At 66.7% G+C, this 23363-nt stretch carries 8 protein-coding genes and 1 pseudogene; 7 read left to right on the top strand and 2 right to left on the bottom strand.

What is annotated here, in order from left to right:
* Window positions 1-103 precede the first annotated feature (103 nt).
* The 7 genes and pseudogenes from AC0Z35_RS02760 to AC0Z35_RS02730 form a co-directional block, all read left to right on the top strand.
* Window positions 104-805 (top strand): response regulator, encoded by a 702-nt coding sequence (locus AC0Z35_RS02760; RefSeq protein WP_046803828.1) that lies wholly within the window; start codon window positions 104-106, stop codon window positions 803-805.
* Window positions 798-2105 (top strand): ATP-binding protein, encoded by a 1308-nt coding sequence (locus AC0Z35_RS02755; RefSeq protein WP_485131421.1) that lies wholly within the window; start codon window positions 798-800, stop codon window positions 2103-2105. Before AC0Z35_RS02760 ends, AC0Z35_RS02755 begins: the two co-directional genes overlap by 8 nt.
* A gap of 208 nt (window positions 2106-2313) precedes the next feature.
* Window positions 2314-3522 (top strand): serine hydrolase domain-containing protein, encoded by a 1209-nt coding sequence (locus AC0Z35_RS02750; protein WP_485131422.1) that lies wholly within the window; start codon window positions 2314-2316, stop codon window positions 3520-3522.
* Window positions 3523-3691: 169 nt separating this feature from the next.
* Window positions 3692-4648, top strand: coding sequence for a glycosyltransferase family 9 protein (locus AC0Z35_RS02745; RefSeq protein WP_314362729.1), 957 nt, complete (start codon window positions 3692-3694; stop codon window positions 4646-4648).
* Window positions 4623-6605: an alpha/beta fold hydrolase gene (locus AC0Z35_RS02740; protein WP_485131423.1), complete on the top strand. Its 1983-nt coding sequence runs from the start codon at window positions 4623-4625 to the stop codon at window positions 6603-6605. The genes AC0Z35_RS02745 and AC0Z35_RS02740 overlap by 26 nt, the downstream gene beginning before the upstream one ends.
* 267 nt (window positions 6606-6872) lie before the next feature.
* A complete protein-coding gene (locus tag AC0Z35_RS02735) occupies window positions 6873-7214 on the top strand; it encodes a glutathione S-transferase N-terminal domain-containing protein (protein WP_104142320.1) in 342 nt (113 codons plus the stop codon).
* Window positions 7187-7675, top strand: a pseudogene (locus AC0Z35_RS02730) (MFS transporter); the annotation flags it as partial. The gene AC0Z35_RS02735 and the pseudogene AC0Z35_RS02730, both read left to right, overlap by 28 nt.
* Window positions 7676-7910: 235 nt before the next feature.
* On the opposite strand, the gene AC0Z35_RS02725 reads toward AC0Z35_RS02730, so the two are convergent.
* Together AC0Z35_RS02725 and AC0Z35_RS02720 are read right to left on the bottom strand one after the other, a co-directional pair.
* On the bottom strand, window positions 7911-8669 hold the full coding sequence (locus AC0Z35_RS02725) for a SapC family protein (protein ID WP_104142081.1): 759 nt from the start codon (window positions 8667-8669) through the stop codon (window positions 7911-7913).
* A gap of 9 nt (window positions 8670-8678) precedes the next feature.
* Entirely contained in the window at window positions 8679-23354 is a 14676-nt protein-coding gene (locus AC0Z35_RS02720) for a filamentous hemagglutinin N-terminal domain-containing protein (protein WP_485131424.1), read from the bottom strand.
* Between the last annotated feature and the right edge of the window lie 9 nt (window positions 23355-23363).

Below are 23363 nucleotides of genomic sequence, written 5' to 3'. Positions count from 1 at the left end.
GCGCCGAGGCGCCGTTTTATTCGGTGTATGCTTGCCGGGCAAAAATGCCGGTAGCCATTGCCATCCGGTCCGTTATCTTCCGATCTCCTCTTGTCCCGACACCATGATCAAGGCCTTGTTAGTTGAAGACGATCCGAAGCTCTCGCGCCTGATTGCGCAGTTTCTGGAGCAACACGGTTTCAAGGTCGCCCAGGCCTATCGCGGTGACCAGGCGGTGGAAGCGTTTCGGCGCCATGACCCGGCCATCACCATCTTGGACCTGATGCTGCCGGGCCGCGACGGCTTGCAGGTTTGCCGCGACCTGCGCGCTTTTTCTTCCGCGCCCATCTTGATGCTGACCGCGCGTGAAGACGATCTGGACCAGATTCTGGGGCTGGAGTCCGGCGCGGACGATTACGTCATCAAGCCCGTGGAGCCGCGCGTGCTGCTGGCCCGCATTCGCGCCTTGATGCGCCGCCGCAACCAGACGGACGCGCAGCCGGATCAACTGGCGTTCGGTCCGCTGTCGATTGACCGCCAGACGCGTTCGGTCGCCCTTGCCGGGGTGGAAGTCGATCTGACGACCATGGAATTCGAAATGCTGTGGGCATTGGCCAGCCAGGCCGGGCAGGTGCTGACGCGCGACGATCTGCTGAACGCGGTGCGCGGCATTGAATTCAATGGCCTGGACCGCAGTGTGGACGTGTGCGTCAGCAAACTGCGCCGCAAGCTGGACGATGACCCGCGCGACCCGGCACGTATCAAGACCGTCTGGGGCAAGGGCTACCTGTTTTCTCCGAAGGCGCACGAGCTCGGCGATGCTTAAGTTCGTTCTGCGCATCTTCGTGGTGCTGGCGATCGGTTTTGTGCTGTCGAACGAAGTGGTCGATCGGGTGGCCAATTACCTTTTCGAGCCCGAGACCGCGAACTACACACGCGAAGCAGTGCGCGGGCAGCTGCACAGCCTGAAGCTGGAATTGGCCAATGTGCCGCCCGACGCGCGCCGCGACTATGTGCGCGATACCCTGGCCCCGCATTACGGTCTGGCCTTGCGGGTGATGGACCCCGCCGACTACAACTCGCCCGACTTCGCGCTGACTGACGACGAGCGGCGCATCATCGAGGCGGGCGGCTTCTTTCTGCGTGACAAGCAGATGAGCTTCGTGTCCGCGCTGCCCGGGCCGGGCGCGCAGTGGTTGATGGTCAAGATGCCGCCCGAGCCGCTTGTCGGCACCTGGGTGATCGTGGCTATCTACACCGCGCTGGGCTTGCTGCTGTGCGGCTTCATGCTGGTGTGGGCGCTGCCGATCTGGCGCGATCTGGAAGCGCTGAAAACCGCCGCGCACCGCATGGGGCAGGGTGATTTGCAGGCGCGCGCCCGCCTGTCGCGCTATTCCAGCATCCGTGGGCTGGGCGATACGTTCAACCAGATGTCGGATCGCATTGCCGCGCTGATCAGCAATCAGCGCGAACTGACCAACGCGGTGTCGCACGAACTGCGCACGCCCATTGCGCGGCTGTCGTTCGAGCTGGACATGATCGACCGCGAGGCGGACCCGGAGGCGCGCAAGCGCTTGGTCGAGGACATGAAAAGCGACGTGGCCGAGCTGGACAGCATGGCTTCGGAACTGCTGATGTATGCGCGCTTGCAGCACAAGAGTGCAGACGTACCGTTACAAGCGCAGGACGCGCGCGGCTGGCTGGATGCCGTGGTGCAGCATGCCGCGTTCGAGGCCGAGCTGCTGGGCGTGCATTGCGAGGTGACGCGGTGCGACTCGGATGACGTCCACCTGCACGCGCGCTACATGACGCGCGCCTTGCTCAACCTGCTGCAAAACGCGATCCGGCACGCGGGCGAACGGGTACAGGTCGGGCTGACCAGCCCGGCCCCGCAGCACTATGTGCTGACGGTGGACGACGACGGACCCGGCGTGCCGCCCGCCGACCGCGAACGAATCTTTGAACCGTTTATCCGGCTGGACGAAAGCCGGGCGCGCGACACGGGCGGCACGGGGCTGGGGCTGGCCATCGTCAGCCGCGTGGCGCACTGGCACAACGGCGCCGCGCAGGTGGCCGACAGCCCCCTGGGCGGCGCCCGCTTCGTGATCAGCTGGAACGCCGCCTGACCTGGCGCTGTCTGGCCGAGCGCGGCCCGACCGAACGCGGCCCGACCGAACGCGCCCCGACCGAACGCGGCCCGACCGAACGCGCCGCCGACGAGGTCGCGCGCGTCACGACAAAGATCTTCACAAACTCCATACAAAGCGGGAAAGATCCCGCGACGCGGCATGGATAGCATCACGGCATTCCTCTTTCGCAGGGTATGCGTCCTCCATGTTTTCGCTAAGCCGCCTGGTCGCCATCGGATCGCTGTTGCTTGCCGGCGGCGGTTGCCAGACGCTGCCGCCCGCCGCGCCCGCCACGATCGCCAAAGGCGATTACGCGGCGGTCGTGAGCTACCTGACCCAGCGCATTCCCTACGACATGGCCCTGGCCAAGGTGCCCGGCGTGTCGATCGCCATCGTTGAGGACCAGCGCATAGTCTGGAGCACGGGCTTTGGGGTGGCGGATGCGTCGCGGCACCGCCGCGCCACCGGGGACACGCTGTATCGCGTGGGCGCCATCAGCAAAATCGTCACGGCGGCCGGTGTGCTGCATGCCGCCGACGATGGCCGGCTGTCGCTGGACGCGCCGGCCGCGGGCGCCTTGCCCGATTGGCACGTCGAGCCGCGCCGCAACGCCATGCAGTGGATGGGCGCCGCGCCTTACACGGCACGAAATTTGCTGAATCTGCATCCCGGCACGCTGGAGGACACGATGGGCCGCGCCCGCGCCGACATGGCTTACGCCTTGTTGGGCGACATGGTGGCGCACGTGTCCGAAGAACCGTTCGACGCCTATGTGCGCCGCACAATTCTTCAACCCTTGAACATGCCGCGCGCCGGGTTTCGACCGCACGAGCGCATGCTGGAGCAACGCGCGGTGGGCTACCGGCGCGGCCGGCCCTGGGCAGAGGCGCCACAGCCCAACGAGGCGGCGGACGGGTTATGGGTCAGCGCATCCGAGATGGCGCGCTTTAGCAGCATGTTGTTCGCGGGCGGCGCTTACGGAAGCCGGGCTGCGGGAAATCCCGGAGGCAGGGCGGAGGTCAATGTCGACGTCAGCGCCGCCGTCAGCGCCGATGTCAGCGCCAAAGTCAGCGCCAAAGTCAGCGCCGACGCCCGGCGCGTGCTGACGGCGCAATCCGCACAAACCCTGTTGGGGCTGCAAACAGTGGCGGGCGACGGGCTGGACCTGGATTGCCGATTCGCCTTGTCGTGGCTGGCCGCGCCCTGTGACGACAACGTGGTCACCGCCACGTCCCTGCGCGAACACAGCGGGGCGACGGAAGCGTTTCATTCGCGCTGGGTGCTGGCGCCGCAGGACAAGCTGGCGGTGCTGGTCATGGGCAATTCGGATTCCAGCGAGGCGCTTGTGGCGGCGGTGGCCACTCTGGCGATGCGCATGATGCGCCAGGCCCGGCAGGGCGCCGGTCAGGGATGAAAAACGTACGTGTGGGCACGCGGAGCGTCTGATAAATTGTGCAGACGTTTTAAGTGCCCTCGTACCTTTCTTTACAAAGGTTAATGAGATCCGAGAACTTTTCCGCTCTCGTCTCGATACATTGCCGCCTGCGGCCAATCGGCCGCTTTGACAAGCATGGAGGACGCCGATGTCGGAAATCGTGGTGTATGTCAGAAGCCAGCAAAAGCTGGGCGACCAGATCGTTGCCATGCCAACGCTATATCAGCTGAAAGAATGGTGGCCGTCTCGACGAATCAGCGTGGTTGCGCGTGACGATGTGGGCGCGTTCTACCAGGCGCTGCCGTGGGTGGATGAATTCGTGCGCACCTCGACACTTGGCGGCTATCTGCGCTGCCTGAAAAAAGAGACGCAGGTGTCCGTCAGCCTGCATCACAGCAGCGAACGTTTCGGCCTGGTCAATCTGCTGCGCTTGCCGCCCATCCGCCTGGGCTTTCGCCACGGACGGCTGACCGACATCGTGTGGACGCATTGGCACCGCAAGAACATCGCCGAATATATCGGCCAGGCCAACTTGAACATGCTGGCTTCCTATCGTCCCTTTGACGTTGAACGCGTGCCGCGCGCCTGTTTCGAAGCGCTGGCGGGCTCGCATTTGCGCACCGCGCAAAGTGCCGATGTGGTGATGATTCCCGGTGGCGGTTCGGGCGCGTTCAAGCGATGGAGCCTGGCCAACTATGTGCAGTTGGCAGACGGCCTGAAGCGCGTGATGGGCGAGGGCGCCCGCTTCCTCTTCGTGCTGGGCCAGCAAGAGGCCGCTGAACGAGACGCCTTGCAGGCGATGCAGCGGCCGGAGTTTGCGGTTGCGTATTGCCGCTCGATTCCAGAGCTAAGCGCCATCATGCTGCACGCGCGCCTGGTGGTCGCCAACGACTGCGGGCCCTCGCATATCGCGCAAGGCGCCTGTGTGCCCTACGTGGGCATTTTCAACGAAACGAATCCTGAGTGGTTCTGGCAGCGGCCCGGCTCGGCCGCTGTGGTGCCGCGCCGTCCTCAGGACGGCATCAACGCCATCACGCCCGACGAGGTCCTGGCTGCCTGCCGCAATGTACTGGAGCATCATGCGCATCCTGCACACGCTGGCTGAACCCAGTCTTGGCGGGCTGGAATTTCGCACGTTGGAACAGGCAAGTTGGCTGCAAAGGCATGGCTACGACGTAGCCATCGCAGCACCCTCGGGCAGCGCCGTCAGTGGCGCGGCGCGCGAGCGCAACCTGACAACCGTGGACATCGACTTCAAGCCGGCGTACGCGCCGTCGACCGTGCTGGCATTGCGCCGCGCGGTGAAGGCATTGAATATCCAGTTGATCGACAGCCACAGTCGCGCCGACGGTAAAGCCGCCGCGCTGTGCCGCGACCTGTGCGCGGTGGTTCGAACCCGGCATTTCGCCAAACCCATGCGTACGTCGCCACGCCGGCGGCTGGAATGGCGCTTCGGCTGCGATCACGTCATCGCCACCAGCAACGTGGGCAAGCAGGAACTGCTGGCGGCGCGGCTGTTTCGCGACGACCGCATCAGTGTCGTGGGTGAATGGGCGGGCGACGAGTTCTTCCGCCAGGCCGAGGACGCGGACGCGTCATTGCGCATCCGCCGAGGCCTGGAGATGCCGGCCCCGGACGAGGCATACGTCATTGCCACCGTGGGCATGTTGCGCCCGGAAAAAGGCCAGGCCGATCTGCTGCGTGTGGTGCATCGACTGCGCGCGCTGGGCGTGCCTGCCGTGGCGCTCGTCGTGGGCATGCCCACCGCCGCCACCCGCGCCTATGCGTACGAGCTTTACCGTTTGGCGATAGAGCTGGGCATCTCGGACCACGCGGTGTTCGCCGGACACCGCAGCGATGTGCCCGACATGATCCGGGCGGCGGACGTGGTGCTGGTGCCCTCGGCAACGGAAGCCTGGTCGCGCGTGGTGCCCGAGGCTTACGCCATGGGCCGGCCCGTTGTCGCCAGCGACGTCGGCGGCCTGCCCGAAATCGTCGTGCCCGGCCAGACCGGCTGGCTGGCCGCACCGGGTGACATCGCGGGCTATGTCGACCGCATCCTGCAAATCCGACACAACGCCGGCGATGCGCAGGCGGTCGTGACCCGCGCCCGGACGTACGCCGAGACGAATTTCCGACTGAGCGAAAAGATGTTCCACACGCTGGACGCGTACCGCCGCGCCATGGAGCCGGGCTTGCGCGCGGGTGCTTACCGTTCGCCGTCAGCCGTGTGCGCCGTCCCGGCCTATATCGAACCGTTGGAGGTACAGGCGCACGAATATCTGTTGACCGGCACAGGCGCGCGCGGCCGCACGGGCATCCTGCTGGTTCATGGCCTGGCGGGCACACCGGAAGACATGCGTGCGCTGGCGCTGGGGTTGCACCGTCGCGGCTACACCGTGCTGGCCGTCAAGCTGGCCGGTCATTGCGGCACGCTGGATGAACTGGTGCGCACAAGCTGGCTGGATTGGCTTGCAAGCGTGCGGCGCGGTGCCGACCTGCTGGCAAGCCGCGTCGATCACTTGGTGGTGGGCGGACAGTCGGTCGGCGCCATGCTGGCACTGGCCCTGGCGCAGGAACGCCCGCTGCACGTGGCCGGCGTACTGGCGCTATCCCCCGCGTTCCGTCACGACGGCCCAGGCTTGCCGCGCTACGCCAGGCTGGGCTTGCTGTTGCCGCTTTTGCATACGCTTTTGCATACGCTGCGCATCGGTCGCCATCGCGTGATTGCGAACCGCGACGCGTCGCTTCCCCGCATCCCCTGGCGGTCGCTGGCCCAGGCGCGAAAACTCGCGGTGTCGGTATGGCGACGGATGCATATACTGCGCGCCCCGTGCCTCGTCTTGCACGCGCGCAACGATGACATCGCCTCGGTCTCGAACGCCTTCGACATTGTGAACCGCGCCTGCAACGCAAACGTGTCCCTGCATTTGCTGGACGACAGCCGCAACGCAATGACCCCGCTTGCCCTCAAACGCAACGACGTGATCACGCGGGTCGCCGCGTTCGTCAACGACATCGTGGAAACGCCGGCGGGTCAGGAGGCCGTCAATGTGGCGTGACGGGCGTTATGTTGCTGACCAACGCACGCATTGGCGGACCGATTTTCCAGTTTTAGCCGCGAGAGGTTCGAAGGATTCTGGTCGCGCATGATGAGATGCACGACGAGATCCAGGGGGCGGCCGTAGAAAGCGGCGCCCGCAAGCGTGCCCCTGTCGCTCCCGGTCAATCCGCGTGCGCGCGTTGTCAATTCCCCCCGAGCGGGCGCCCCTAAGATTCCCTGCATCTCCCCGTGCAGGCACTCTGACAGGCATCCGGCCCCGCTCCCCATGATTACGCTCTACGACCATCCCCGATCCGGCAATTGCTACAAGGTGCGCCTCTTCCTGGCGTTGATCGCATTGCCCTATCGGCGCGAGTTCATGGATGTGCTGGCGCGCAAGAACCAGACCGAGGCGTTCGAACGCATCAGCGCGTGGAGACAAGTCCCGGCGATCGATGACGACGGTCTGGCCGTTTGGGACAGCCACGCCATCCTGATGTACCTGGCGCAGAAGCACGCCCCGCAGTGGCTGGCGCCGCTTCCTCATGCCGGGTTACGTCGCGCCACAACACACCAACACAAAACACACTGGGGAAAAACATGGAAGCGATCTCTCGACCTGACGTGAACGTAGGGGCTGGAAAAAAGCCGAACCTGCTTCGAATCTCTGTGGCCACGGCAGTGGGCACAGCCGTTGAAGCGTTTGATTTTCTGGCGTACGGCACCGCCGCCGCACTGGTATTCAACAAGCTGTTCTTCCCGCAGTTCGACCCCTTGACCGGCACGCTGGCGGCGTTTGCGGCCTTTGCCAGCGGCATGTTGGCGCGGCCCATCGGCGGGATCCTGTTCGGGCACTTTGGGGACCGCATCGGGCGCAAGTCCATGCTGACGCTCAGCTTGCTCATGATGGGCATCTGTACGGTGCTGATCGGGCTGTTGCCCACCTACGAGCAAATTGGTGTGTGGGCGCCGATCTTGTTGGTGGCGCTGCGCATCGGGCAAGGCCTGTCGTTTGGTGGCGAACTGGGCGGCGCCATGCTGATGGCGGTGGAACACGCGCCACCGCGATGGAAGGGCTTGTTTGGCAGCACGACCTTCTGCTCCAGCCCAGCATCGTACGAGCCAGCTTTGCCATGTTTGCGCGTCGTATCGAACGGCAGGGCATTGCGCAGGCATAAGCAAAGCCTTCGGCGAAAAGCCACAAGACCGCAACAAGACCGCAACAAGACCGCAGCGAAACGGCCCCAAACCAAAGGGCCGCCCCAAAACAAAAAAGGCCGGCCGCAAAGAGCGGGCCGGCCTGTCTGATCCACCACGACACTGCTTACGCGTCGGCGGCGCTTTCCTCAACCGCAGCCGTCGGCTGCACCTGGTTAATCAGCGCGGGCCAAGTGTTGATCGACAGCAGATGGCAGTACACCAGCGGCAGCCAGCCATTGGCGCGCCAGCGCAGGAACTCGTCGTCCGGCAGCTTGTTGAACTTGGCTTCGTCGATCACCTTGAAGCCGGACATGGCCAGGCGCTGGCCATCGGGCAGGGTGATGTCGGCGCGGTTCTCGATCAGCAGATCGGCGGCGGCCAGGGCCTGCGCGAACTCCATCGTGTAGGCGTGCTGGTTCTGGTAGTCGCGGCAGAATTCCAGCGCGCTGCGGGCCAGGTCCGTGGGCTCACCGGCTTCGTCGAAGAACGGATTGTCGCGGCCTTCGACCACCGAGGCGGCCTTCTCGTCGACGCACAGCGTGAACTGGCTGCGGTCTTCGTTCTCCATGAAGATGAAGGGATAGCGGCGCACGTAAGCCGGGATGTAGGTGCCGGCGCGCCATTGGCCGTCGGCGTCGACGAACAGGTTTTCCTGGCCGCGCACGCCCAGCACCGCGACGGGCGTGGGCTGATCGCCGTCAGTGAAGACGATGGGGAAGTGGCGGCAGGCGGTCGGCAGCTCGGTGGCCACCAACGGCACGGCGTTGGTGGTGGCGGCATAGGCAAAGCCCGTGTTGCCGGCCAGCGACAGGTTGGCGTGCACGCCGGCAGCCAGGGGACGGGGTTGTTCGTAGAACAGGGGAAGCGAAGTCTGCGTAGTCATGGTGTCGAATCAAAGAGTGCGGGATTGCGCGTCGTTGTCGCGACGCTCGTCGTCGGAAGACGGGCTGCCTTCGGCGACGGGTTGTTGCGGGTTGGCGGCCGGGGCTTGCAGTACCGACGTGTTGCCGTTCGGAACGTTCAGCATGGCGTTGTCGCCGGAAGGCAGTTGCCAGTTGAAGGTGGCCGAGGCCACTTTCAGCACCTGCGGATCGGCGTAGGCGCCCAACGGGTCCGGGCCGAAACTATCAGACGGGACCGTACCACGGAACAAAGATGAGGCGGTAGGCGTGGTCGGGATGACCGGCTGCGGCGCGGTGATGGCGGACAGGCGGTCGATAACGCCCGTCGGACCCCACGTGGTGCCGTTCAGGTAGTACGGCGCGCCTACCAGCGAGCTCTTGATGGAAGCGGCCGCCACGGCGCCCGTCTTGCCTCCTAGCGTGCCCCACACGTCGGCCGAACCGGCGGTCGGAACGGTCAACGAGGCCACGTTCAGCTTGTGGCTGAGATCGGCGTCGTTCAGGCCGATGCGCAGCGCGCCCAACGGGCCGGCGGCCAGCGTCAACGCCGTTTGCGGGCCCATCAGGCCAACGGCGGTGATGTCGCCGTTGGTGCTGATGGTGGCATTCGCGCCTTGCAGCGTGGCGGGTGCGCCCAGGTTGATGGGGCCTTGGGTCACCAGCAGTTGCGCGGGCAGCGTCAGCCCGGCGCCGCCGGTCTGCGTGAAGCCCGTGGCGGCCTTCACCGTCGAGCCGGCGGCGAACGTCGTCGTGCCGGTCGGGTCGGTGTTGGTAATGCGGATCGGACCCGTGTCGGCGGTGACGTCCTTGCCGAACGCGACCTTGCCGCCCGTGATATCGATGCCGTCGGGACCCGAGGCGCGCACGTTGCCGTTGTAGCTGGCGGACTTGGCTTCCAGCTGCTGCACGCGGTAGGCGCTGACGTCGCCGTTGAACACGATGGTGTCCACGGCGCGCAACGTCAGCGAGCCCAGGCCGGTGGCGTCGCCCGCCACCTGCACGTTCTTGCCCGCGTTGATGGCGAGGTTGTTGCCGTTGCCGTCCAGCTTGCTGCCCAGCACGACCGAACCCGTGGTGCTGGTCAGGTCGCGGTCGCCGGTCAACGTCACCGCGCCGGTGTAGACCTGGTCGCCGGTCGTGACGACCTTGCCCGGGCCCATCGTGGTGGTGCCTTCGATCGCCAGGCCGCGCAGCGGCGTTGTCGCGCCGATGTCGCCCTGGATGTCGGCGTTGCCGGCAATGATCAGGCCTTGCTGGCCCGACTCGGTGCCGTCCACGCCGGCCTTCAGTTGCACGTTGGTGCCGGTCAGCGTGGTGTCCACGCCGGACAGGATCACGTGCTGGCCATACTGCTGCGAACCCGTGGTGTCGACCGAACCGCCGTTGATCAGCAGGTCGCCGTTGCCGCTGGTTTGCAGCGACGCGGTGCGGACCGGGCCGTCCAGAACGGTGTCGCCCGACGCATTGATCGTCAGGTTGCCCAGGCGCGAACCTTGGCCCACCGGGCCGGCAAACTCGACGTTGCCCTTGTCCGCCGACACAGTCATGTCGTGCCCGCCGTCAACGGCGTCGTTGAAGCGAATGTCGCCGTCGCGGCTGGCCACGGTGACGTCGCCGCCCAGCGTGACCGCGCCTTGGTACGACTGGTCGCCCGTGGTCGCGATGCTGCCTTGGCCCAGCGTGGACTTGCCGTTCACCGTCAGGCCGGCCAGCGCATTCTGTGCACCGATCGGACCCTTCAGCACGGCGTCGCCGTCGATGGTCAGCTCATGCGAGCCGTCGGCGCCGCCCAACAGGCCCACCGTGCTGCCCTTCAGGACGGTGTCACCGCCCAGCACCACGCGTTCGCCGTAGGACTGCGCACCGGTCGTGTCGACCAGCCCGCCGTTGATGCCAATCGTGCCGCCCACGTCCGATGTGACCGACGCCGCATACACCGCGCCGTTCAGCGCGGTCGCACCCTGGCTGGCGATGGTGATGTCACCCAGTCGCCCACCCGCGTCGTCACCGACGGCGTCCGTAAACGTGACATTGCCCGCACTGGCCGAGAGCGACAGATCGTGCCCGTCGCCCTGGCTGCTGGCCACCTTGTCGTTGAACGTGATGTTGCCGCCTTGGGTCGTCAACGCCACGTCGCCGTCTAGCGTGACCTCGCCGTTGTACGACTGCTTGCCGCTCGTGCCGATGCTGCCGTCCAGGCTGGACGTGCCGTTCACCGTCAGGCTCGCCAGCGCGTCCCGCGCACCGAACGCGCCCTTGAACACGGCGTCGCCGTCGATGGTCAGGTCGTGAGGGCCGTTGCCGCCACCCAAGAGGTTGACGCTGCTGCCCTTCAACACCGTATCCGCGCCTAGCGTGACCCGTTCGCGGAAGGTTTGCGTGCCCGTCGTGTCGACCAGGCCGCCGTTGATCGCGACCGTGCCGGGGGCGTCCGTCTGCGCGGACGCGGCGTATACCGCGCCGTTGAACGTGGTCGCGCCGGCGGTGTTGGCCGTCAGGTTGCCCAGGCGTTGTCCCGCGCTGCCCACGGCGTTAAAGCTGATGTCGCCCGCCGCTGTGGAGTCGATCACGACGTTGCGGCCGCCGATCAGCGCGCCGTCGAACGTGACGTTGCCGGTGGTGGTGGACAGCGACTGGTCGCTGCCCAGCGTGACGTCGTTCTGGTAGTGCTGGCTGCCGGTGGTGGCGATGCTGCCGGTGGTCAGCGTGGCGGGGCCGTTGACGGTCAGGCTGGCCAGCTTGGTGTTGGCGCCGATTGCGCCGGCCAGCGTGGCCGGGCCGTCGACGGTCAGCGCGTACGCGCCGTCTACGCCATCGGCCAGCGTGACGCCGCTGCCGCTCAACGTCGTGTCGGCGCCCAGCACCACAGCGGCGCTGTAGGACTGCATGCCGGTCGTTGTGACGCTGCCGCCGTTAAGCGCAGTGACGCCGGTGCCGACCTGGTTCAGCGATGCGGTGTTGACCGCGCCGCCGTAGGTGGTGGCGCCGGCCGTCAGAACGGTCAGCGCGTTCGCGCCCGAGACGTCGCCCGTGAACGCAACCGCGCCGTTGCCCGTGTACACGTTGACGCCGCCAGCCAACACGGTGTCGCCATCGACGCCGAAAGCGCCGTTGCCGGTGGTGTACAGGCCACGCAGCGTGGTGTCGCCGTTGTACTGCTGGGCACCGCTGGTCGCGACGTTTTGCAGGCTGATGTTGGCGCCGTCGATGCTCAGGCCGGCCAGGTTGATGGCGTTGCCGCCCAGCGTGACGTTGCCGTCGTTGGCGACGATCACCGCTTGCTGGTTGCCACCGTTCAGCGCGCCCGAGATGTTGACATTGCCGCCGTCGCCGTTGGCGGTCAGCGTGCGCTTGCCGCCCGTCAGCGTGGCGTTGCCCGAGATGTCGATGGACGCGCCGGTCAGGTCGCCGCCAAGCGTGACGTTACCGTTGTAGGTTTGCGCGCCGGCGGTGTCGACGGCGGCCGTGCCGATCTGCGCGGCGATCACCGTCAGGTTGTTGACCTGGTTGTTGGTGATGGCGTGGTTGATGCCGACGTTGCCCGATGACGATCCCAGCAACACGTCGCCGTGATTGCCGGCGGTAAGGCCGACGCTGCTGATCAGGTCGCCGTCGGCGGCGATCTGGATGCTGCCGTCCGCCGTCGCAATATTGCCCAGCGTCAGCGGGCCGGTGGCCTCGACGACGATGTCGCCGGCGCCCAGCACGTTGGCCTTCAGATAGCGCGCCGACGTGGTGAAGGCGGCGTTGCCGTCACCGATGCCGTTCTTGCTGGTCAGGTCCAGGCTGTTGGTCGTGACATCGCTGCCCAGGGCCACCAACGAGCCTTCGGCGGCGGCCAGCACGACCGTGCCGTTCGCAGCGCCGGCGTTGATGGTGCCGACCACCACGTCGCCATGCTGCGAGCTCAGGTCGATGCCGCGGTTGTTGCCGGCGGCCGTGGCCGACACGTCCAGCGTGCCGGTGGCGTTGGCGGTGATGTTGCCGTTGGCGGTGGACAACGAGGCGGTCAACGCGCCGGTATTGTTCAGCGTCAGGTTGGCCGGCGTGGTGACGCCGGTCAGGTTGACGTTGGCGTTGGCCACCTCAGTGGTCAGCGCCGTGTTGCCGCCCGCCGCGCCACTGGTGACGTTCAGCGTATCGCCGCGCGCGATGATGTTGCGCGGCGTGGCGCCCGCCGCCACCACGTCTTGCAGGCCCACCAGGGTGATGGTGTCGTTGGCCTGCACGCCCGTGCCGGCCACGGTCAGCGTGCCGTTCGAGGACAGCAGCACGTTGTCGGCGGTATTGGACAGGCCCGAACGCGCGTCCAGGTCGCCCGACGAACGGAGGTAGACCGAGCTGTTGTCGCCCGTTTGTGTCACGTCGCCGTTCAGCGTCAAAGCGCGCGTGCCCACGTTGTTCAGCGCGATGACCGCGCCGTCGGCGCCCGTGGTCAGGTCGCCCAGCGACGCAACGTTGGTGCGCAGGGCGATGCCGCCCAGGCCGGTCGCCAGGTTGCCCACCGTGCCGATGCTGCCGCCCGCCGTGGCCGTCAGGCTGTTGCCGAAGACCAGGTTGCCGGGAATCGCGCCCAGGATGGAACCCGCGGCCTTCAGCGTGACGTCGCCCAAGGTCAGGGCGTCGATCGTGTTGATCGACAGGTCGCCGTTTGACGTCGCAATCGAGATGTCGTTGGTCGCCGAGTTCGTCTTGGTGCTGGCGCTGTTCACCAGCGTGGGGCCGGCGGTGTTGATGCCGATGGCGCCGTTCTGCGTAGCGATGGCGTTCAGCGTGGTGCCGGCCGCGCGGTTGTCGTCCAGGAAGATCGAGCCGTTGCCGGTAACTTCCGCGTTGATGAAGGCGGCGGTCGTCTGCACGTTGTCGGCCGAGCCTTCGGCGCCGCCGATGCCCGCGCCGGCCTTCAGCGTGACCGAGTTGCCGATGATGCGCGTGGATTCCTCGCGATCGTCAACGATGGTGCTGCCGGTCTTGCTGTAGTCGATGTTGACCGTGCCCGTGCCCGCGTCGATGTTGCCCGCCACCAGTTGGCTGTTGGTGCCGTTGCCCACGATCTTGATCGTGCCGCTGCCGTTGCTGGCGACGGCGTTGGCGATTTGCAGGTTGCCGGCCGCCGCGATGTCGATGATGCCGCCCGACAGGTACGAGTACACGGCGTTGTTGTCCGCCGCCAGATACATGCCGCCCAGCGTGGTCGCTTCGACGCGCTGGCCGCTGGCGTTGATGCGGCCGTTGGCGGTGTCGACGCCGATGCCGCTGCGCGCGTTCAACGCGACGCCGTACGCCTTGATGTTGGCGCCGCCCACGTCGGCCAGGATGGCGCCGTTCTCGGCGTTCAGCGTGACCTGGCCTTGAGTGGCGCCGGCCTGCACGTTCTTGACGAAGATGCTGCCCGCCGTCGCCTTCACCGAAATGCCGTTGCCCGCTGCGTCCGTGCCCGACGTCATGCTGGTCAGGAACAGGCTGCCCGACGACGTGATGCGCGTTTCGCCGTTGGCCACCGAGGTGCTCAGGCCGCCTTGCATGCTGCCGACGCTGTCCAGGTACAGCGAACCGGCGCCGGTGACGCTGGCGGACACGGCGTTGTTCAAGGCCGCGATCTTGATCGCCGCGTCGGTGGTGCCGATGCCGTTCTTGGCGGTCAGCGTGATGGCGCCGGTGCCCGAGCCGGAGATGGCGCCGCCGCCGTCCAGGATGCTGCCGTTCTGCGCGTTCAGCGTCAGCGTCTTATTGCTGCCGTAGCGAACAGAGCCGACCAGGATGTCGCCCGTGGTCGTCGTGACGGACAGGTCTTCGCCTGCGTTGAGGTTGCCCAGGTTGATCGAGCCCGCCTGGTTCAACCAGATGCCGCCCGAGGCCGTGGCCGCGATGTTCTTGACCTGCGTGTTCAGGGCGCGGGTGGACGAGCCAATCGCGTTGGGCGTGTCGCCCGACCCGGTGGACAACGTCAGGTTGCCCGCCGTGATCTTCGACGTGCCGGTCATGCCCTGGATGGAGCCGCCGGTGTAGTAGTAGGGGTTGGTCGACAGGTTGACCGAGCCATTGGCCGTGACGTCGATGTCGTTCAGCGTGATCGAGCCGATAGCCTGGTACGTGAAGTTCAGGCCGGTGGTGTCACGAACGATGGTCAGCGCGGTGTTGTTGCTGGTGTCGGCCCCGCTGAACGTCAGGTTCTGGGCGTCGATGGTCAGGAACCCGTAGCTGCCGTACTGGTTGCCCTGCGCGTTGTTGCGGTTGATGGTCAGGTCGCTCAGGTCGGCCAGGTTGTCGACGTAGATGCTGCCCGGGGTGTTCAGCGTCAGCGATGGCGTGTCCAGATGGATGCGATTGGCGTTGCCCGAGCCAATGCTGCGCGATGTGCCGTAGTCGGCCGTCAGCGTGACGCTGTTGCCGGTGATGCGGTTGCTGTTGTTTGCGCCGACGATGTTGCCCGTGCTGGTCGACAACGCGACCGCGCCATTGCTGGTGCTGATGGTGCCCACCACCAGGTCGCGGCCGCCGCGGGCGGTATCGGCGGTCAGCGTGATGTTGCCGTCGCCGGTGACCGAGGCGGCCTGCAAGCCATAGGTTTCGATCAGCGCGATGCTGCCGTCCGCCGTGGCCGTCTGGTTGGCGCTAAGGTTGACGATCGTCGTGCCGCCCGAGCTCAGGTTGGTGGTGCGGATGGCGCTCTTGTTGCCGATCGAGCCATTGGCCGTCAGGGTGACGGTGGTGGCGTTGCTGATCGTGCCGCTCAGGATCGAGCCGCCCGAGTTGTTGACGGTGAAGCTGTTGCCGTTGGTGTTGACCGAGCCCAGCTCGATGTCGCCGACGGTGTTGCTGACCGAGCTGGCGCCGGTCGAAGTCAGGCTGGGCAGGCTGGTGTTGCCTTCCACCGTAATGAACGCCCCGCCGCCGACGGCGCGGCCGCTCAGCGTGCTGACGCGGGTGTCGATGGCGTTGCCGACGCCGCTTGCGCCGATGGCGGCGTTGGCGGTCAGGTTCAGCGACGCGGCATCGATCTTGGTGTTGGCATCGCCATCGCCCAGCAGCGACGCGTTGCGCGAGGTCAGCGACACGTTGTCGTAGCCGACGTTGATGGTGCCCACGGTGACGTTGCGGTCGCTGCTGACGGTCAGGTTCAGGCCGCCCGCGTCCGTGATGTTGCCCAGCACCAGGCCGGCCGTGCTGCCGCTGCCGCCGTCGGTGGCGGTAAAGCCGATGCTGCCCTGGCCGTCGCGGGTCGGGGAATTGATGCTGTAGGAACGCGCGCCGTTGCCCGTCGAATACAGCGACAACGCATCGATGTGCTTGTCGGAATCGATATAGACGTCGCCGGCGTTCTGGATGTTCAGCAGCGGGGCCGACAGATTGATCTCGCGGCCCGTGCCGCCGATGGCGCCCGAGCCCTGGGTGGTCAGCGAAACCTGGGCGGCCGTGATGCGCTGGCTGTCATCGGCGCTGCCCAGGATGCTGTTGTTGCTGGACAGGCGTACGGTGCCGGTGGACTGCGTGTCGATGATGCCGATGTCCTGGCCAACGTTGCTGGACAGCATCAGGTTCAAGCCGGTGTTGTCGCGGACATTGTTGACTTGCAGGCGGCCGTCATGCACCACATCGAACAGCAATTCGTTCGACGTGACGTCGTAGGTCGAAGGCGCGACACCCGTTGCATACAACGACAGGCTGGCCAGGTCGACGTCGTTGTTCACGTAGACGTGGCTGCCGCTCGTCAGGTAGAGCTCGCTGGTGGTGGTGTTGATCTTGTCGGCCGGACCCGAGCCGATCTGGCCGGTGGCAAAGAGCGACACCGAATCGCCCGTCACGTGCGAGGTGGGCGACAGGTTGAGCAAGTTGCTGCCCGCGCCGTTGGCGGCCAGGCTGACGGCATGCGCGGGGCCGGTGTCGATGTTGCCGATGTACACCGTGCGGTCGCCGGAGAACGAGAAGTTCAGGCCGGTGGTGTCGCGCACGTCAAACAGGTTGTAGCCGCCGGTGTCCGTGACGTTGAACGTCAGGCCCTGCGCCGCGACCTGCACCACGTTGTCCGCCGACGGGTTGGCGTGATTGGCCGTGACGTTCAGGCTGAACAGGTTCGACGCGTTGTTCAGGTACAGATCCTTGCCGGTCTGCGTGGTCAGTTGCCGCGTGTCGGCCTGCACCGCATTGCCGGCGGCGCCGATGGACTGCGTGGCGGTCAACGTCAGCGAGGGGGCGACGAAGCTGCTGCCCGCGCCTTGAAGAATCGACCCGTTGGTGACGTTCACCTGCGCGGAGCTGGCGACGTTGTTGTTGCCCAGGGTCAGGGTCTTGTTGTTCGAGATCCACAGGCTGCCGCGCAGGTTCGAGGACAGCTTGTCCACGCTGACGTACAGCGGCTGGTTGGTGTTGTACGTACCCGTGACCGAGCTGGCATTGAGCGTCAGCGCGCCCGTAGTGATGTTGGGGCTGCTGGCGCTGCTGCTGTTGCCGTAGATGTTGCTGTTGCTGCCCAGCGTGACCGAGCCGCCCGCGCCGGTGGCCACATTGTTGACGGTCAGCGCGCGGTCGGACGAGATCGACAGCGCCAGGTTGCCTGCGGTGGAAACGTTGCTAAGCGTCAGCCCCGAGGTGCCGGTCGAATCGATCAGCGAGAACGTCAGGCCGGTGGCCGAGATGCTGTACGAATTGTTCTGCGAGCCGCTCGAGCTGGCGTGGTTCGCGGTCAGCGACAGCGACGTGAGCTGCTTGTCGTTGAAGACGGACACGTTGCCCGCCGACGCGATCGACAGATTGTTCGTGCTGGTCGAAGCGGCGACGCTGCCGTTCGTGCCCAGCGCGTTCAGGCTGACGTTGTTGCCGGTAATGACGCCCGAGCCGCGGCTGATGGTTGGCAGGAACGACGTGTTGGCGTAGCGCGAGGTCAGCGTCACGGAACCCGCGGCGCCGGTATTGATCGTGCCGGTGGCAATGGCGGAATCGGCGTTGACGGCCAGTGCGGCGCCGTTCATGTCTGCCGCGATCGTCAGGCTGGTGCCACCCGCGATCGACAGCGTCTGGCCGCCCAGCCCGCTGAAGGCATAGGCGTTGGTGTCGAAGTTGGTGGTGCTGCCCGCATCGCGGCGGCTCAGGTTCAGGTCGATGCTGCTTAGCGCCTGGTTCCCGTTGTTCAGGACGATGTCGCCGTTGTTGGTAATTGCCAGGTTGGCGGTCGTGGTGCGCAGCGCGCGGCCGGCGGCGCCGATGGCCCCGGTGTTTGCATCGCGTGCGGTGTAGCTGTCGCTGCCGGTGGCCGACAGCTTGACCGTGCCCGCCGTGATGCGGCCGGAGCCGGCATCACTGGTGATGCTGGAATTGACGCCGCCATAGGCCGTGGTCAGGCTGACCAGGTTGCTGGCGGTAATGGCGCCCACCTGGATGTTCTTGCGGCCGCTGAAGCTGAAGTCCGTCAGCCCGCCCGTGATCTGTTCCAGGTACTGCGTGGTGCCGTCGTCGGTGATGCGGATGGTCTGGCCCGCGCCGCCGCCGATGGCGATGGTGCTGGTGGCGCCGGACGCGCGCTGGCTGTTGATCGCCAGGCTGCGCAGCACGGTGTCGCTGGCGACAAAGAAGTCGATGCCCGCCGACAGGCTCAACGCGGACGTGCCGGCCAGGGCCAGCGTGCCGCCCGTGGCCGACGAGCCGATCGAGCTGCTGGCGCCCGCCGTCAACGCGACATTCGCCGCGCGGATCGTGCCGGGGTTGGCCAGGTCGTCGTTGGCGATGTTGCCGCCCGCGATCAGGCTGACCTTGCCGCCCGCGCCGGCATCGATGTTGCCAACCCACAGGTTCTTGCCGTTGGCCGAGAACCCGAAATCCAGGTCGGTGGAACTGGCGATGTCCTTCAGGTGGATGCCGTTGGCGTCGTCCGTCAGCGTGAAGGCCGACAGGTTCGGTGCGGTGATCGCGTACGAGCCATAGACGTAGCCATTGCGCGTGACGGCCAGGCGCGTCAGCCCGGTCTCGTTGTTGACGGTGATGTCGCCACCGCTGGTCAGGCTGACGTCCGGCGCCTGCAAGGTCAGCGCGGCGCCGGCCGCACCCAGCGATCCGGCGGCCGACAGCGCGATGCTGCTGGCCTGGATCTTCGTGGCGGCGTCGCCATCGTCAAGAATGGAACCCGCGCTGTTGGCCAGCGACGCGGGGCCGGCGGCCTGCACGTTGCCGATCAGAGTCGTGCCGTTCCCTTGCGTGTAGCCAAGCTGCCCGCCTGCCGTTACCGACGCCAGCTTGATGTTGCCGTAGGTGCCGTTCAGATAGAGGTCGCCGCCCGCGTTGGCCAGGACATTGACCTGGCTGGTTCCGCCCACGCCCACATAGCGCACGCCGCCGCCGTAGTTGCCGCCGATGGAGCCGGTTGCGGTCAACGAGATATCGCCACCGCCCGCGTACACATTGCCCGAGCCGTTGCCCAGGATGGAGCCGTTGGCCGCGTTGATCGTGACGTCGCCGTTTGCGCTGCGCACCGTGCCGGACACCAGCAGGTCGCCCTGGCGCGCGTCGATCCGCACCGCGTCGGTGGCCGTGATGTTGTTCAGCGTGATGAGGCCGGTGGTGTTGCTCGAACCCGTGGGCTTGGGCAACTGGACGTAGAAGCCGCCATTGCCGGCCGAGCCGTACAGGCTGCTGGTCAGGATGTCCAGATAGCCGGTGCCGGTGGCGCCGATGGCTTGGCCGGCCGACAGGCTCACCAGATTGGCCAGCAGCTGGGTGTTCTTGTTGCCGTCGTCGGCAATGGAGCCCGTGGTGTTCAGCGTGATGGCGCCGCTGTAGCCGGCGTCGATGCTGCCCACCGTGATGTCGCGGTCGCTGGCGAAGTTGAAGGTCACCGAGTTGCTGTCGCGCACCTGGTGAATGGTGTGGCCGGTGGCATCGTCGGTGATGTTGAACAGCAGCGACGGGGCGCGCACGTCCAGCACGTAGTGATCGTCCGGCCCCTTGTGGCGAGCCGTCACCGTCAAGCTGTTCAGGTCGGCGATGTTGGTCGCGTAGAGGTTGCCGCGCGTGTCCAGCGACAGCAGCGGCGCGTTGACCGAGACGAAATCGGCGTTGGTGCCGATGTCCTGGGCGGCGGTCAGGCTGACCGAGCTGGCGGTGACGCGCGTGTCCGCGATGCCGTCATCCAGGATGCTGCCTTGGGTGGACGTCAGCGTGACGCCGCTGCCGGCGCGGATGTTGCCCAGCTTCAGGGTCTGGTCGCCGCTGAACACGAACTGGTTCAGCAACGAGCTATAGACCTGCTTCAATTCATACGCATTGCCCACCTCGTCGTTGACGTCGAACGCGAGGAAGGGCGCGGAGACTTGCAGCACGTTCTTGCGCAGCGGGTCGGCGTGGGTGTTGCTGACGGACAAGTAGGTCAGCGTCTTGCCCGGGTTGTCGACGTAGATGTCGCCGCCGCTGCCCAGCGTCAGGCTGGTCGAGGCCGTCTTGATGTGGTCGCCCGCCGTGCCGATGTGCTGCTGCGCTTGCAGGTTGATGGCGTTGCCCAGCAGTTCGCTGTTGGCATTGGCGCGCAGGATGTTGCCGCCCTGGGCGTTCAGCCACAGGGTGCCCAGGCCGGCGTCCACCTTGTTCGCGGTCAGGTCCGCCACGCCGATGACGGAAATGCCGTTGTAGGCTTTCAGGTCATCCAGCAGCACCGAGCCCTGGGCCTGGTTGATGTAGATGCTGCCGCCCGTGGCGTGCAGTTCACCCGCCGCCGTGCGCAGGTAGGTACCCGTCGTGCCCACGGTGTAGCTGCTGTTCGATGCCGGCGCCAGCAGGGTGACGACGTTGCCGGTGATGAGCGATGCCGACGTGCCCGTGATGTTGCCGGCCCGCGCGGTCAGCGTGACGTTGCCCGAACCCGCGCTGACCTGGCCGGCGGAAATGCTGTTGCCCGTCAGGTTGACGGCGCCGCCGCCGGAACTGACGTTGTTGGCCAACACGCTGCCCGCGCCGGTGATCGCGATGGCGGCGTTGTCCGCCTGGGCCTGCGTGATGGTCAGGCTGGTGTTGCTGCTGTCCAGATACACGCCGCCCGGACCCGCCGTGGCGGACACGTTGCCGGCGTTGGTCTTCAGGCTGCGCGACGCGGCGCCGATGGCGCCGTTCTGCGCCGACAAGGCCAGCGTGTTGGTCGAGATCGTGGTGGCGTCGTCGCCGTCGTCCACGATGTTGCCCATGATCGAGGTCAGCGACGTCGAGGCGCCCGCCTTGATGGCGCCCACGGTCAGGTGGCCGCTGCTCCACACGGACAGCGGGCCGCTGGTTTCAACGGAACGCAGGTTCAGCGCGCCGGTGTTGTTCAGGTATACGCCGCCGACGCCGCTGGCGGCCGTCAGCGTGGCGGTCTGCGTGTTCAGGGCCTGGCCGGCGCTGCCGATGGCGCCGTTGTTGCCGTTGCTGCCGCTGGCCTTCAGCGCGATGCTGCCGGCCGCGAGCGAGCCCAGGCCGTTGCGCGCCAGGATGTCGCCGGCCGTGGACGTCAGCGCCAACGCGCCGCTGCCCAGTGCGATGGAGCCGACGCTGATCGTGCGGTCGCCGGTGAACGAGAAGCCCAGGCCGTCTTGCACGACCGAGTTCAGCTGATAGCCGCCGTTGTCCGCCAGCGAGAAATCCAGCCCGCCCGCCGAGGTGAGCTGGTACGTGTTGTTCACGCCCGGTTGCGCGTGGCGGCTGGTGATGTCCAGCGTGCTCAGTACCGAGCGGTTGGCCGCGAACAGGTTGCCGCCGGTGGCAAGCGCCAGGCGCGCGGTCTGGGTATTGACCGCGTTGCCGGCCTCGCCGATGTTGCCGCCGCTGGCGTCCAGGGTGACGGTGTTGCCCGCCACCAGCTGGTTGGCGCCGCCCACGTTGCGGATGCTGCCCGCGCTGGTGCGGACCAGCGCCGCGCCGCTGCCGGCGTCAATGACGTTGGCCAGGTTGATGTCGCCGGTGGCGTTCAGCGTGATCGCGCCGCCCCGGCTGGTCAGCTTGCCGATGTTGCTCAGCGTGCTGCCCACGCCCAGCGCTTCCAGCGTGATGGCGCCGCCCTGGGTGCTGATTTCGGTGTTCGAATTCTCGAAGCGGATGCCGCCCGTTTGCGTCGAACGCAGCGTGAAGCTGTTGCCCGAAGTCGTCTTCAGGTTGATCGCGGCCATGTCCGCAATCGTGATCTGCCCGGTGGCTTCCAGTTTGATGTTGGTGGTGCCGGCCAGGCTTTCCAACAGGCCGCGCGACACGGTGTTGTTGGCCGCGTTGGCGTCGCCGCTGTTGAGCGTGCCGTCGCCCGCGCTGCCGTCCAGCGCGCCCGAGCCGTTGCCGGAATCGACGATGCGCAGGTCGGTCGGATCGATCAGCAACAGGCCGGTCTTGCCCTTGGGCGCGCGCATGTCCACCGAGCCGGTCAGGCCGATGTTCTTCTTGCTGGAGACTTCGGCAAAGCCGCCGTCGCCGCCTTGCTCGCCGCCGCGTGCCGACAGGCTGCCGGCAAAGGCGGTGGCCTCGTTGGACCACATCGTGACGCTGCCGCCGTTGCCGTTGACGCGCGCATCGGCCTTCAGCGTGGCGCCCGCCGCCACCTTGACGGTGGACGACTTGCCGCTGAACGCGGCCGAGCCGTCGTCCGGGGCAACGCCCAGGCTGCCCAGGGCGATCTCGCCGCCGCCCGCCGCGCCGGACACGTCGATGGCGGCGCCGCGCGCCACGTCCACGTGTTCACCGGTGACCACGACCTTGCCGCCTTGCTGGCCCGCGCCGGCGCCGGTGGCGTCGACCGTGCCCGCGATCTTGACGGTGCCGGCGTCGCCGCCGGACAGCACGATCTTGCCGTTCTGCGTGCCGACCGACTGGGCGCTGATGATGCCGTCGGTGTTGACGACGTTGTCGATCACGCCCTTGACGGCGCGCGCCGTCATCAGCACCGTGCCGCCGTCCGCGCGGATGACGCCGGTGTTGGTGACCAGTGCCGATACCGGCTTGCCGCTGGCGTCCTTGGGCAGTTCGCCCACGGTGGAGGTGGCGTCAAACGACAGCAGGCCGTCGCCCTGGAAGTCCACCGTGACGGTGTTCGCGCCCGCCAGGGCCACACGGCCCAGCTTGGCCTGGATCACGCCCGAGTTGCTGACCGACGGCGCCACCAGCGCGGCCAGGCCGCTGTCCTTGATGGTGATCGTGCCTTCGTTGACGATCCGGGCATTGGCCTTGGTGGACGCCTGGTTGAACTTGTAGTTGCCGGCCAGGAAGTCCTTGTCGCTGATGTTCGCCGTGGTGGCGACCAGGCCGCCCACGTCGATGCGCGCGCCCTTGCCGAACACGACGCCGTTCGGGTTGACCAGCATCACGGTGCCGTTGGCGTTCAGCTTGCCGAAGATGGCCGACGGGTCGTTGCCGACCACGCGGTTCAGCGTGACGCTCTTGCCACCGGGCTGGCGGAAGTTGACCGTTTCGTTGGCGCCGATGCTGAAATCTTTCCAGTTGATGATCGCCTTGCCGCTGGACTGGTTGATGTCCAGCGTGCCGTTGCCGCGGTCATTGATGGTGGCGGCGCCGCCCACGACGTTGCCGCCGGTGGGGTTGGCGTGCGCGCCGCCGGAGGCCAGCGAGCCGATCAGCACGGCCAGCGTGCTGAGCGCGGGCAGGGCGGTGTCTTTCTTTATGCGCATGCGGCGAGCGGATTGGGACAGGCTGCGGGATTTGCGATTCATGGTCGGTCT

The sequence above is a fragment of the Achromobacter sp. 1L-A-4-B-C2 genome, from assembly GCF_057291955.1.
This window is presented reverse-complemented; position numbering and strand designations above follow the sequence as displayed.

Excerpts from the sequence above, each read along its gene's own strand:
- AC0Z35_RS02760 (WP_046803828.1), top strand. The coding sequence starts at position 104 with ATGATCAAGGCCTTGTTAGTTGAAGACGATCCGAAGCTCTCGCGCCTG.
- AC0Z35_RS02750 (WP_485131422.1), top strand. The coding sequence starts at position 2,314 with ATGTTTTCGCTAAGCCGCCTGGTCGCCATCGGATCGCTGTTGCTTGCC.
- AC0Z35_RS02745 (WP_314362729.1), top strand. The coding sequence starts at position 3,692 with ATGTCGGAAATCGTGGTGTATGTCAGAAGCCAGCAAAAGCTGGGCGAC.
- AC0Z35_RS02740 (WP_485131423.1), top strand. The coding sequence starts at position 4,623 with ATGCGCATCCTGCACACGCTGGCTGAACCCAGTCTTGGCGGGCTGGAA.
- AC0Z35_RS02725 (WP_104142081.1), bottom strand. The coding sequence starts at position 8,669 with ATGACTACGCAGACTTCGCTTCCCCTGTTCTACGAACAACCCCGTCCC.
- AC0Z35_RS02720 (WP_485131424.1), bottom strand. The coding sequence starts at position 23,354 with ATGAATCGCAAATCCCGCAGCCTGTCCCAATCCGCTCGCCGCATGCGC.
- AC0Z35_RS02755 (WP_485131421.1), top strand. The coding sequence starts at position 798 with ATGCTTAAGTTCGTTCTGCGCATCTTCGTGGTGCTGGCGATCGGTTTT.
- AC0Z35_RS02735 (WP_104142320.1), top strand. The coding sequence starts at position 6,873 with ATGATTACGCTCTACGACCATCCCCGATCCGGCAATTGCTACAAGGTG.